We start from the raw sequence: 13698 nt of genomic DNA, 5'->3' as shown, positions 1-13698 counted from the left end.
AATATTGCTTTGTGTTGGGTGCATGAGGGAAGACATTATAAAAAGTTAAGTCCGTTTATTGCTTGTCACCAAACGATTTTAAAAGATTTTCTGGATGATTTCTGGGATTACTACCGAGACTTACTTGCTTACAAAGATTCTCCCAGTCAACAAAAGGCTGAAAAACTCCGGTCTGAGTTTTGGAAACTTTTTTCGCTTCAAACTGGTTATGAACAGTTGGATGAGCGAAAACGATTAACGCTGCTAAAAATTTCCGAGTTGCTTTTAGTATTAGAGCATCCTGAATTGCCTTTGCATAATAATCCGGCAGAGTTAGCTGCTAGGACAATGGTGCAACGGCGTAATATTAGTTATGCCACTCAAACTCTTGAAGGTACTCAGGCTTGGGATACTTTTATGTCTCTTGTTGCTACTACTCGTCATGTTGGGTATCAGTTTTTTTGAATATATCCGTGACCGCATTTCTCAGACTGGGAATATTCCCTTTTTGGCAACTATTATTCGCGAAAAATCTGCTCTCAATTCTTTTGGTTTGTCATGGATGCCTGAATAACTCTTTCCCCGATATATTGAGGGGATACCCTGAAACTTTATTTGCAAATCTTGCACCTGAAATTAAGCAAGAAATCCAAGAATTGATAACACAACTTAAAAGTTTAGAATCTAATAGTCCTGATTTGGTGTTGACTCCTGATGATTATTTTAATCAAGGAAATGCTCTATTTTTTACAGGTGACTATGAGGGTGCAATTAAATCTTATAATCAAGCTATTGAAATACAACCATTTCATGAAGCCTGGTACAATAAGGGTCTAGTGCAGCTATTTAACTTAAAACAATATGAAAATGCAATTACATCCTTTGATGAAGCCCTTAAAATAAACCAAGGCTTACAAATAGCTTGGTACAATAAGGCTCAATGCTACGCGTTAATTGATAATGTGAATTTAGCAATAGATAACTTGCAAAAAGCTATTGAACTTAATCCCGAATACAAAAACAATGCAAAAACTGACCCTGATTTTGATGAAATTAGAGAAGATGAGCGATTCAAGCAATTGATAGAAGACTAAATCTATGGCGTTGGTGAATGACAGTATGAATTTTTCTCACGCTTCCGGCGCAAAAAGTAGGAGTTTGAGAAATGGGATTTTTGATTTTCATACCTCAATATGGCTATCTATCACCAACGCCAAAAATGTTATATTGAAGGCAAAGCTACCACAAAAATCAAAAACTTATGATAGCGAGCAATATTAGACAACAAATTCTAGATCATCTTCAACCATTACCTGGAGAACAAGTCAAAACCCTTCTATTAACATGGTTAACTGGTACATCTGGGGAATTAGAAGATTTTGAGCGGTTGCTGACAAATAAACCTACTCAAAATCGCCTGTTGAGTATTTTTTGTGAAAATGATAGAGATAGAGTAAAATTGAGTTATACTCTTTTCTGACTGAGAGTATAACTCAATGACAAATACAATGAAAATTCCTCGCAGTAAATTATTTGCTATAGCAATGGAACAATTTTTGCGTCGTCAAAAAAATCGCCAATTAGTAGACAGTATTAATGAAGCTTATGCAGATAATTTAGATGAATCAGAAGAAATCATGTTAGCAGCAATGCGACACCATCAAGGACAATTACAAGCAAAAGAATGGTAATTAAGCAAGGTGATATTTATTGGATTGATTTGGGAGAACCAATAGGATCAGAACCACAAGAAATAGATTTTGATAAATAAAAGCTGCATTTTATTTCCCCCTCATCCCCTATCCCCTATTCCCTTACAAATACTTATCCAACAATAAACCCAGCTTCTCCTTAGTTGCTGTTGGTGCTTTCTCCAAATTCGTTAAAATTGCGTACTTCAAAGCCGAATGCGCCTCACTAGAGGGGGGATTTGCACTCAACCGCTTCACCGTTTCTTGAATTACCTTTTGTGCATTCGCCGCATTCTTGTGTAAATTCCCAATCACCATTTCCACCGTCACACTATCATGATCGGGATGCCAACAATCATAATCTGTCACCAGCGCCAACGTAGCGTAAGCAATTTCCGCTTCCCGTGCTAACTTCGCTTCGGGTACATTTGTCATCCCAATCACCGTTGCATCCCAGCTACGATAGAGATTAGACTCAGCCTTAGTGGAAAAAGCCGGTCCCTCCATACATACGTAAGTTCCACCATTATGTAAAGTTACATCTGGTAAATGTAAAGAAGCGATCGCCTCAGCCAAAACCCCAGCTAAATTCTTACAAATCGGCTCACCAAAAGCAATATGCGCCACAATTCCCTCACCAAAGAAGGTAGAAATGCGATTCTTGGTTCTATCAATAAACTGATCGGGAATTACCATATCCAAGGGTTTAGCTTCAGCCTTCAAAGAACCCACAGCACTAGCAGAGATTAGGTATTCCACCCCTAATTGCTTCATTGCGTAAATATTAGCCCGAAACGGTAACTCAGAAGGTAATAGAGTATGATTACGACCATGACGCGCTAAAAATGCCACTCTTGTTTCTTCTAAAGTTCCGAGAATAATCGCATCTGACGGTGAACCAAAAGGTGTAGAAATTTCTATTTCCTCCACATTTTTAAGTGCTTCCATCTTATACAACCCGCTCCCACCAATGATTCCGATCTTAGATACCGCCATAATTATCAGCCTTATTATTAATTTACCTAACAGGTAATTTTACTGGAAATCTGCCTCTTGATAGATGCACAAATACATAAATACTGATTTTTTGATAATTCCGTAGACATACGAGTACAAAAAATATCTAAATTAATATACCTTAGTTTTATAGGCGATAAAAAATAAATTTTTGGTAAAGAATATGCGGAATAATAGTAATTCAGGTCACACACTCTTGGAAACAGTATTACAGCGCATATTTTCTATTCGCAGAATTACTCGACAAGATCAGCATCTACTCATGTCTACGTTATTATCAAAAGAAGGACTAGACGAAACTGAACGGACACAAATTACCCGTGTATTTGACGGGTTACGCAGTGGATTTATTAAAGTAGTAGATTGATTTAGTTGTATTACCGAGTAAATCAAGGAAAATATGTACAGCTATCCTCAATCATTCTTCAACAAAAAGATCCCCGATTTCTTTAGAAGTTAGGGATCTTATATTTTTGACTTTTATAAATTTAGACTTAAGTAATGTAAAAAATATTGAGATAATTTGGTAGTAAGGGCTTCAGCCCTTAAATGAGGACTAAAGTCCTCACTACAAAACTGGAATTATTTGGTCTGTTCTACTTATTTTAAGTAAATCAATAAATTCAATCCGGGAATAGTTCGTGAAAGAGTCCAACCAGCTAGAACAATATAAAGTAATCCTAAACTCCATTGATACCACGCAAGTGCAGAGATGATTCCTGGTAAATGTTCATCTCGCAGACGAATATCATTAAATCCTAATCGCACCAAATTATTCAGACTAAAATCATAATAATTCAGCCAATTCCAGCGTCTATCCCATAATAATGGCATATATCTTTCCCGAAAACTAGGATTTCTAGGAATAACCGGTAATCTCCCAATTAATAATCTTAACTGTCTTAATGTTCCATCTTCTGTAAAATAGGATCTATCCATTAAATCATGATAACGTCCTTGTTGATAAAGTCGCCATAACAAAATTCCTGGTATAGGAAAAATGATCATAAATAAACAAAGCAAAGTTACCCAAGGGCTAACAGAATTCCGAAAAATTGCTAATAAACTACCAGACATTAAACAGGTAAAACTGAACAAAGTACAAACAGTTTCATAATATTTAGGAACAATAGGAACAGGACACAAACGCCGATAGCGATCAACTAACCAAAATAATACACCAAAACAGGAAATAACTACTCCCCCAACTCCAAATACTAACCAAAAGTTAGTACCATAACCACTTAACAATAATAATAAACTCAACAACAACCAATTTAAAGACTGCACTATCCACCCACTTAAAACCATAGGTTCAATTGCAATTAATCTATCACTTAACTTATTATATGTTTCTAAATCTACATCTGCTAAAGCCAATAACTCACTGATATTCCGAAAATGTTTTATTTGACGACGTTGGTTAATTTCAGATGCTTGAGTTTCCGAAAAACCCAAATTAATTAACCTATTAACAGAAGCAGTATTAATATTAATAGCTACCAAACGATGACTTAATTCAATTAACTTTAATCGCTGTTTTGTATATTCCAACTGATTTGCATCACCAACCTGTTGTTGTAAACGGAAATTTTGACTTAAATTCCGCAAAATATTTTGATTACCATGCAATGTCGGGACAATAAACTTTTTGCCAATTTCTCCCACATTACCTAAAATCTTGGCTTGATTAGAATTAAACACCAAACCAGGTACATTTAAAAATGCCGTTTCTGCAAACTTCGCATCACTAAAATCAGCTTGATTAAGAATACTTGCACCCAGCAAATCAACAGATTGATTAAACTCAGATTCTCGGAAAATCAGCACTTGTTTAAAAATAGCATCTTTCATCCATACAAATTGATGAAAATTAACTTTATTGAAATTTACTTGATTAGTAAAAACTGCATTAGAGAAATCAGCATTATCTTGCCAATAACTACTATTAAATTTAACAACTTGCCGAAACTTGCCTTGATTAAACTTGGCAATTTTGCAAAATACATCACCCTGAAAATTAGCAGCTTCTATAAAAGTTACTTCTTGGAAATTAGCCTTATCAAAAAAAATACTCCCTTGAAAACTACTAGAACCATGAAAAATTGCATTGTTAAAACTTACAGTTCGACCAAATCTAGATTCCTGCCAATTAGTAGACTTAAAAAAATTCGTACCTTGAGCATTTACAGATTGGAGAAAAAACGTATTGGGAAATTTTACTTCCCCATTAAAACGACTTTCCACCATAATTAAAGCCCCGCGGAAAACGGCAATATTACTAGAAGTAGTTGACTGATTACCCAACAAAGATTTACAATCTTTAGAATCAGGAAAAGCCATTGCTAAAGATTGTAAACATACAGAACGAAGACTTTCTAATTGATCTCGTTCAGTCGGGGTAAAAATTTGGGCTATACCTTGAGCATAAAGGGGAGTTCGTAAACCCAACTCACTACCCAAAAAGTCACCTTCAATAATAGAAGCACTCAAATCTAAACCCAAAGCCTTTGCACCAGTTTTTTGTAATTCTTTTCTAAGTAATTGGTAAAAAGCATCCCGAAAAACAGCATTTTCAGGGCGTAAATCAATCACCATTCCCCTTAAATTTACTGTTAAATTACCTTCTCGCAAAACTGGTGATTTGACTCGTTCTTGTAACAATTCCCAAGTTAAATTTATACGGTCATTTTGGACTGCAAACGCAGGAACAGGAAATAAAAATAGAAATGTAGCGAATATGGCAATAAACCCCATTAGTGCGGATTTAGATATTATCCTTTTCCTTAATACCGCACAGTATATATTTATTGATTTAGCTGTGTTCTTTAATTCAGAAGATTGAGTTAATTCCCACCTGTTTAAACATCTAACTTGATTAAATAATCTCAACAAATTTCCTACTTAATTATTAATTCAATAAAACAACTTTACCCAACATAGAACCAGTCTCAATTAAAGTGTGTGCTTTTGCTGCTGACGCTAATGGAAACGTCTGACTAACTTCAATTTTTAACTTACCTTCATCTATCCAAGTAGCACACTGTTGCAGAATTTCCCCATGATGTGTTAATACTTCCACATTTTCTAATAGCATCGGTGTCAGCATTAATTCTAAACCTATCCGGAGATTTCTATTTCTAGCAACTTTCCAAACAGTATTAGCTTGAGGTTCCAGAATAGTCACAATATCCCCATAAATTCGCACTGCGGGAAAAGATTTTTCAAAAGTATCACCACCAACAGTATCAAAAACTAAGTCTACACCTTCACCATTCGTCCAGTCTAATGCAGATTTTACAAAATCAGTTTCTTTATAAAAAATGACTTGATTAGCACCAATTTCCGTAACAAAATTGGCCTTTTCTGGAGAACTAACCGTAGTTGCTACATCTGCACCTTTAAGTTTAGCTAATTGAATAGCTACATGACCAACACCACCAGCACCAGCATGAATTAATACCTTCTCTCCTGGTTCAAGTCTTCCTCGTTCATACAAAGCTTCCCAAGCAGTGATTAAAACCAGCGGTGCTGCTGCTGCTTCGGTGAAAGAAATAGATTTGGGTTTAAAAGCGACAAATCTTTCATCAACAATGGTATATTCAGCATAATTTCCTTGGTGTGCGCCCAAACCACCATAGCAAAAGTATACTTCATCACCAACGCGAAACTTGTGAACATCAGTACCTACAGCTTCCACTATACCCGCACCATCACATCCTAAAATAGCCGGCATTTGTTCAGGGTAAAATGTCCCCCGCTGACGTAATTTAGTATCAATTGGGTTCACACCAGCCGCTAATATCCGCACTAAAATTTCTTTATTTGTGGGTATAGGTTTAGTAACTTCCTGTAACTGTAAAACTTCTGGTTTACCCGCTGCTGTCATTAATATTGCTTTCATGGTTTTCTCTCCTAAATTTATTTCTTTAAGTAAGACTACAAAAAATGAATAACCGTCAATTTAAAATTAAACCTGTTTCTACAGAAGCCGATATCAAAACTTTTCTTGATGTTCCTAATAAAGTATATCAAAATGATCCCAATTGGGTACAACCGCTACGAAGTAGTATCAGCAAACAATTAGCACCTAATAATTCTTTTATAGAATATGGAAAATTCCAACAATTTATTGCTATTTCTAACAATTCAGGAGAACCTTTAGGACGAATTGTTGCTGCTATTAATTACCGACTGATTGAAAAAGAAAATCAGCAAATAGGATTATTTGGTTATTTTGAATGTATACCTGACTTTGCAATTACTGAATCACTTTTAAATAGTGCTTTTGAATGGCTAAAAGCAGAGGGAATAAATAAAGTTAGAGGACCAATTGATTTATCTACCCATAATAATTGTCTGTTATTAGTAGATGGTTTTAATACTCCACCAATGATGATGATGCCATATCATCCTGCTTACTATCATCAATTTTTAGAAAAATATGGATTTGTGAAAGAAAAAGATGCTTATGCTTATGATTTCGATGTTTGTAAACCACTAGATGATAAATTTGCCAGGGCATATAAAATAGCTTTACAATCTGGTATTACCTTTCGTCCTCTACATACTAAAGGAGAAGAATTTTTAGAAGATGCTCGGAAGTTGTATCATTTATTTACCACAGCTTTTGCTAATAATTGGAGTTCTACATCTCGCACAGAAGCAGAGTTTTTAGAAGAAGCCAAAGATCTACAACAATTAGCTGATCCTGATATTTTCCATATTGCTGAAGATAAAGGAGAAATGATTGGTTTTTTCATGGGTTTACCTAATTATAATATTGCCTTAAAACAGGTAAATGGTCAACTGAATTGGTTAGGAATACTCAAATTTCTTTGGTATCGCCGAAAAATCAATCAAGCCAGAATTATTGCGATCGCCTCTTTACCAGAATATCGGCGGCAAATGGTATCTTTAGCATTAGTTTATCTAGGAATGCAAGGAGGAACTCGCAGATATAAAACAGCAGAACTTTCGTGGGTATGGGAAGATAACTATCCCTCTCGAAAAATTATTGAAGCTGCCGGAGGTAAAATTTATAAAACATATAGAATATATGAAAAAGAAATTTGAATTATTTCATAAATTAAGATTATTATATCTTCTTCTCTTCTCTTCTTTCTTCGTGTCCTATCTCTTCGAGACGCTTCGCGAACGTGCCTTCGTGGTTCATTTAATATGAAAATATTCATTACCGGTGCAAATGGATTTACAGGTTCTCACCTAGTCAAAGCCTTAGAAAATCAAGGACATACCATTAAATGTTTAGTGCGTAAAACAAGTGATTTGTCAAGACTAAATAACTGTAAAGTAGAACTAATATATGGAGAAATTACAGATTATGAAATAATTACCAAAGCCATGGAAGGTGTAGATATAGTATTTCACCTTGCAGCTTATGTAGAATTAGGACTAGTGAATGCAGCAGAAATGGAAAAAGTGAATGTAGAAGGAACGCGGACAATTTTAGAAATTGCCAAAGCAGCATCCATATCCAAAATCATTTATTGCAGCACTATTGGTATTTATGGAAATAGTTTTGGTAAAGTTATTAACGAAACATTTCAACGGCAACAAATTAACTTTTCTTCAGCTTACGATCGCACAAAATATTTAGGACAACAACTAGTAAATCAGTTTGTAAAAGATGGTTTACCAGTTGTCAGTATTATGCCATCGGGGATATTTGGTATTGATGACCCCCATTTTGGACCCGTGATCCAATTATTTCTACAAAAAAAGTTGAAATATTGGGTAGGAGGCGATCGCTTAACAGGTATTGTTCACGTTGATGATTTAGTCACAGCCATGATTTTGGCAGTAGAAAAAAGTCCCCCAGGAGAACATTATATTATTTCCGCAGGAGAATTAAAAACTAGAGAAATGTTTGCTTTTCTTTCTCAAGAAACAGGTATTTCCATACCCTTAGAACTTCCTGAACCCATAGTCAGAGTTATCGGTAATTTACTAGATTTAATCGGCAGAACATTTGCCTGGAATCCTCCCCTCAGTAATGAACGTATCCATTACCTTTATGATCGCTGTGTACGGGTAGATAGTACCAAAGCCCGTCAACAATTAGGATGGCAACCCCGTTCTATTAACGAAACTTTACGATCCCTGCTATCAATAAAGTGAGGGGAACAAATCAGCGCAACAGATATTATTTCTTTTGTACTTTTATCATATCTAAAGTCAGTTTATCAAACGTTTTTAAGCTTCTTTGCAGTTCCTCTTTAAATGGATCAAATGGTCCTTCAGGATACTTGCCAATATCAATATTGGAAGCATTTTCTATTTCTGTTCTAATTTGCTTAATATCGTCAAACAATAACTTCATTTTGGATTTATAATTATCTCCCCGCGCGTAATAAGATTGCTGACTTTCATGGAAAGTCAGTTTTAAATATATAGAAACTATTATTTTGAGAATCTTTTCAAAATGTTCAGATTTAAAACCCTTTGAACCACTCACAAGTCTTTCTATTTTGTTTGGTTCGGAAATTTCTTCAATTATTATTTCAGCTTTACTGTTGAAATCCTTGATCTTAATCTTATTAATCTCATTGTTAATAATATCTGTGATATATGGTTTACTTTGTCCCTGGTTATCAATGCTCACAAAAAATATTTGATATATATATATTCCTATCATATTGAAATAATATTTGCAAGGATCTATATATTTATAGTATACATACTCTTTGTCACTAGATATATTTTTTTTGATATCTATATCCTTAGCGTCTTGGTCGGCAGAAACTACTCTATACTTGAGTACAGTATGAGAATTTTCTCCTATTTCTTCAATTTGTAACAATGAGTGATCATTGTTTTTTGACTTTAATATAATCCAGTCATGCTCTTCAATAACGTCTCCATAAGGTGAAGAATCAAGAAACTGATAGATTATATTATTGTTCTCACTATCTGTTATTAAACGTATTTTTCGACGCATAAAAGTTAAATAATTAGGAACAAAAGGATTTCCTATATCTCGTGTAATTTTAGTGTACACAAAATCACTTCTCAAATCTCTCTCATAGGAGTCTTTGGTTTTATATAGATTAAACTTAATATTTAGACTATCTGGTTCACCAGTAATACTCTTTTGAGAAATCGCAAAATTTATTGGTAGTAGTTCACTAAATGAAAACTGATTAGGTTTAAGTAAATCTTCTACTAATCTAGATATTTTTTCTAGATACCAAACTCCTTCCGCAAAACGCTTCCATAAGTTATTATTTTCGATGTTTTGTAACATCTGGATCGTATCTAAAAATCCAGGATTATTTGAATGTTTTGCAGAATTCCATCTCCGCAGCAGAAGATGATTTTCTATTATTTCAACTTTATACTTACCACCACGACCATTAGTTTCAGTCAAGTTCAATAAGCTATTGTGTAACATCTCCGCTGCTTTCTGATCTTGATCAGACTTACTTACAGAATAAAACGTATTCTCGGCCTTATAAAGCATACACTGCAAAATGATCTTAACAATGTCGGAGGGAGCATAAGATGACGAAGTTTTATTAAGTTTAAATGGCTCAAATACTTGAACTAAACTTGGTTCGGTAGACTGAAAATCGGAAACTTTCAGATAGTCTTCCATGATGTCATCAACATTTTTTCCTTCTTGATCATAAATAAGTCTAATATTCTCATAAAATCGCTCTGGTGATTCCCCACAAGTAAGTAAGTCATATACAATAGCTCCAAAACCGAACAAATCAGTTCGTTCTTCTTGCCTTTTGTACAAGATTACCTGAGTTTTTTTATCATTACTTAAATCATTTATTGTTGTTTGGAGAGTGATATATATAGGTGAATTTTCACTCTTATGATCAATCTCAATTGACTGAATAGGATACGCTTTTTTATTTTTACTGAAAACTATATAATCATCTTTTTCAATAATTGTATCACGCAGTTTAGGATCGTAAGTAATTAACTTGACATGACAATTTATTTGATCATTTTCAAGAGTTGAATTACATACTTCAACATCTACATCACAAATATCAAAATAATCTTTTTGTTCAGGTGATCTATAATGCCGAGTACCCAGAGGTAGCTGTAAATTAGCTACTGGCAAAGCTTCAAATGGTGGATTTTCCCCAGGATAAAGAAAACCTAAATCACCAATTACACTCTGAACATTATTACCATATTTTTTAACAAAGATGTTTGCAGGTTTCAAATCAAGATGATATAAACCTGCTTTATGAAGAGTTTTAAGACCTTCAGCAATATCGAGAAGATATGGAAGTATAGTAGCTATACGATCTTCAAAAGTCTTTTGTCTGAGGATATCGTATCCTCTAAGTTCATATATATTTTTTTCCTTTTGTATTTTCTCTTCTAATTCTTCACGAGAATTTGAAGGTTCACTCTCATTTCCTGGATATGTCCACAGTTCAATACCTCCTTCTAAAAGAGTTTTAAGTGTATGATCATACTTTTCTGTGACAAGAGCATAGTTTGAGAGTTTCAATGAATTAAACTTATTTTTTAGTTCTTGATATAGATTAGATTGTTGAAACTCTCTTGTCCAACCTAATACCTCAATAATATGCGTAGTCTTTGAATCTTCTGTATTTTCACTAAATTCTACAATTTTTTTTGTAGATTGAATTTCATTATTAAACCGAGTTTCTATGCTATTTGGTGTAACTTCAATATTTTCTTTATTTATACCAGGGGTAGAATATTCATAAAGAATCTTCACAGCCAATTTCTTATCTGGACGGTTGGATGTTGAAGCTGCAAATACTATACCAAAAGTTCCATCACCCAGCTTGATAGGTTCATCATTATGGAGATCCAAGTAAAATTCTTGATTACTTTCTTGATCTAAGAATGAATATTTTTTCTGTTCTTCATTTAATTGGAATGTCATAGAAATTTAATCCTGTCCTAAGATAAATACAAAATATTCTGTCTTGCTGTTTTTCGGTTCATATTTAACCAAAATAGCTTTTTCAACAACCTTTTTGTCTAATGAAATTACTATTTTAGGAAAAGTTTCAAATCTTATTATATCACCAGATTGATATTCTTCAAACTTAAATAATTTCGATTTTTCTGGTGGCAATTCTGTCACCATTATTGGATTTTCGTTGGCATTTGCCCATATTTTTACATATACTTCTCCACATTCATTTATTTGCAATCCAAACCGATTTTTATCTATAAATGTTTTCACATACTTTAAATTGTTCTTACTCTTACATATAGGAATTAATTTAATGTATTCAATGACAACTGAGTTATCCTTTCCTTTATTCCACCAATCACTTTGATTAATTATTAAATGTAATCCCCTGTTAATGCTAAAAGGGATTTTTTGAATGTCAATCAGTGATTTTTTTGCTTTTGCTGGTGTAGTTGATGGGAGAATTTTTTCTGATTCAGAAATGACTCCAGATAGACGCTTGTTCTGACCGTCTTTTGTCTCAATATTAATATTTATCGCATTGTATATATTTTTTGTATTTCCTACATTAAGTTCTTTAACTAGAGTAAATTCATCAAACTTAATATCCACTTTTATTTCAGGTATTAATCCTTGAATGAATTGACCTATTTTGTTTAAATCTTCTGGGCTAAACATGATTTTTTCTGTATAATCCGCTATATTTTGAATTCAATAATTCAATAGGAAGCAAAATTACCATTTTGTGAGCATATACAAATATTTATAGCTACACTATGCTATACAAATAGTAATTAAACTGAATTCCTATATTTGGTTACGCAGTGAAAAAACAACAGCATAACTATAACTGCATAAATATACATTACTTATATTTCTGATCAGGGATTTTTCAAATCACATTATTGCGGATTGTTCACAAATAAATCAAAAAATGGCTAAAAACTACGAAAATTTATATAAGTAATCGTGCCAAATAAATTGCAGATTTTGGGAAGGGAATAGGGATCAAAGAACAGGAAATAGCACAAGATGACAAGGATTTCTTGTTTTTGACAAAATGTATAATTAATTCTGGGGAATTGTCTTCTACAGTATTTGAATATTTGTAAAGCATGACCCCAGGGGGCAGTAGGGGGGGGGAGAAAATATTGCCCAGTCTCCAATCCCTGATTTTTTAGAGTCAGTCATGACTAGCGAAAGAAATAAGCTACACTCATGTTAGGGGCGAACTAATGCCAGTTCGTCACAAGACTTCTTGGAAGATATCCCTATCGCAGGAAGTGGGTTGAAGCCCACTTTTTTTATTGAATTTTCCCATGACTCATCCTTTAATACCACAAATTATTGATTTGGCGACACCAGTAGCAGCAGAACTGGGATTGGAAGTTGTTGGTATAGTTTTTCATACGAACCAACGTCCGCCAATCTTGCGGGTAGATATCTGTAATCCTCTACAGGACATTGGCCTGGATGATTGTGAAAGGATGAGCCGTGCCTTAGAAGCCTCATTAGATGCGGCAGAGATCATTCCAGATGCTTATGTATTGGAAGTTTCTAGTCCTGGTATTTCCCGGCAACTGGTAACAGACAGGGAATTTATTTCCTTCAAAGGATTTCCTGTAGTTATTTCTACTTCCCCACCCTACGAACAACAACAAGAGTGGATAGGTCTATTGATTCGCCGGGACCAGACTACCGTTTACCTTAATCAAAAAGGTCGTGTAGTCACCATTCCCCGTGACCTCATTACCAGGGTGCAAATGGATGAGCGTCGCTAATCAATTTTAGATTTTAGACTTTGGATTAGGGACTGGTAATTGGTAATTGGTAAGGAGTAATTGGTTATGGAACAACAATTACCTATTACCCATTATCTAATTGTGCTGACTGCTTACATAAAATTTTAGGAGACTGCGTATGTCAATGGTAACTTTATCGGGATTAAAAGACCTAATCGAAAGTATTAGCCAAGAACGAAATTTACCGCGTTTAGCTGTACAAGCGGCCATTAGAGAAGCATTAATTAAGGGTTATGAACGTTATCGTCGCGCCCAGAATTTAGAACGC

General features: G+C 34.3%; 13 protein-coding genes and 1 pseudogene. 9 read left to right on the top strand and 5 right to left on the bottom strand.

Translation table 11 applies throughout. The features are described 5' to 3' along the window. The 4 genes from FJR38_RS28160 to FJR38_RS04515 form a co-directional block, all read left to right on the top strand. Positions 1–444: transposase (locus FJR38_RS28160; protein ID WP_254449355.1), on the top strand; the 444-nt coding region annotated here is incomplete at its 5' end. Positions 445–569: 125 nt separating this feature from the next. Continuing rightward, positions 570–1073: a tetratricopeptide repeat protein gene (locus tag FJR38_RS04525; RefSeq protein WP_217359984.1), complete on the top strand. Its 504-nt coding sequence runs from the start codon at positions 570–572 to the stop codon at positions 1071–1073. Positions 1074–1240: 167 nt separating this feature from the next. Beyond that, positions 1241–1459 (top strand): hypothetical protein, encoded by a 219-nt coding sequence (locus tag FJR38_RS04520; protein WP_168535632.1) that lies wholly within the window; start codon positions 1241–1243, stop codon positions 1457–1459. Positions 1460–1475: 16 nt separating this feature from the next. Then, on the top strand, positions 1476–1670 hold the full coding sequence (locus FJR38_RS04515) for a hypothetical protein (protein WP_168492378.1): 195 nt from the start codon (positions 1476–1478) through the stop codon (positions 1668–1670). A gap of 123 nt (positions 1671–1793) precedes the next feature. Here FJR38_RS04515 and FJR38_RS04510 read toward each other — a convergent pair whose 3' ends face one another. Beyond that, positions 1794–2666 carry an S-methyl-5'-thioadenosine phosphorylase gene (locus tag FJR38_RS04510; protein ID WP_168535685.1) on the bottom strand — a complete coding sequence of 291 codons (873 nt, stop codon included), beginning with the start codon at positions 2664–2666 and terminating at the stop codon, positions 1794–1796. A gap of 184 nt (positions 2667–2850) precedes the next feature. Here FJR38_RS04510 and FJR38_RS04505 point away from each other — a divergent pair, with 184 nt between their 5' ends. Continuing rightward, positions 2851–3054: a hypothetical protein gene (locus tag FJR38_RS04505; RefSeq protein WP_168492382.1), complete on the top strand. Its 204-nt coding sequence runs from the start codon at positions 2851–2853 to the stop codon at positions 3052–3054. 233 nt (positions 3055–3287) lie between these two features. On the opposite strand, the gene FJR38_RS04500 is transcribed toward FJR38_RS04505, so the two are convergent. After that, on the bottom strand, positions 3288–5444 hold the full coding sequence (locus FJR38_RS04500) for a pentapeptide repeat-containing protein (protein ID WP_168535683.1): 2157 nt from the start codon (positions 5442–5444) through the stop codon (positions 3288–3290). Positions 5445–5598: 154 nt separating this feature from the next. Further along, positions 5599–6591: a zinc-dependent alcohol dehydrogenase family protein gene (locus FJR38_RS04495; RefSeq protein ID WP_168492386.1), complete on the bottom strand. Its 993-nt coding sequence runs from the start codon at positions 6589–6591 to the stop codon at positions 5599–5601. A gap of 44 nt (positions 6592–6635) precedes the next feature. Here FJR38_RS04495 and FJR38_RS04490 point away from each other — a divergent pair, with 44 nt between their 5' ends. Beyond that, positions 6636–7763, top strand: a complete 1128-nt coding sequence (locus FJR38_RS04490) for a hypothetical protein (protein WP_168535681.1) — start codon at positions 6636–6638, stop codon at positions 7761–7763. Positions 7764–7868: 105 nt separating this feature from the next. Beyond that, a complete protein-coding gene (locus tag FJR38_RS04485; protein WP_168535679.1) occupies positions 7869–8828 on the top strand; it encodes an NAD-dependent epimerase/dehydratase family protein in 960 nt (319 codons plus the stop codon). A gap of 25 nt (positions 8829–8853) precedes the next feature. On the opposite strand, the gene FJR38_RS04480 is transcribed toward FJR38_RS04485, so the two are convergent. Both FJR38_RS04480 and FJR38_RS04475 read right to left on the bottom strand, forming a co-directional pair. Then, entirely contained in the window at positions 8854–11592 is a 2739-nt protein-coding gene (locus FJR38_RS04480; RefSeq protein ID WP_168492392.1) for a protein kinase, read from the bottom strand. A gap of 6 nt (positions 11593–11598) precedes the next feature. Beyond that, positions 11599–12306, bottom strand: coding sequence for a hypothetical protein (locus FJR38_RS04475; RefSeq protein ID WP_168492393.1), 708 nt, complete (start codon positions 12304–12306; stop codon positions 11599–11601). Positions 12307–12947: 641 nt separating this feature from the next. Here FJR38_RS04475 and rimP point away from each other — a divergent pair. Both rimP and FJR38_RS28155 read left to right on the top strand, forming a co-directional pair. After that, positions 12948–13409 carry a ribosome maturation factor RimP gene (rimP, locus tag FJR38_RS04470; RefSeq protein ID WP_168492394.1) on the top strand — a complete coding sequence of 154 codons (462 nt, stop codon included), beginning with the start codon at positions 12948–12950 and terminating at the stop codon, positions 13407–13409. 139 nt (positions 13410–13548) lie between these two features. Beyond that, positions 13549–13698 (top strand): annotated as a pseudogene (locus FJR38_RS28155) (NusA N-terminal domain-containing protein); the annotation flags it as partial.

Source organism: Anabaena sp. UHCC 0253 (assembly GCF_009712085.1).
Lineage (GTDB): Bacteria > Cyanobacteriota > Cyanobacteriia > Cyanobacteriales > Nostocaceae > Dolichospermum.
This window is presented reverse-complemented; position numbering and strand designations above follow the sequence as displayed.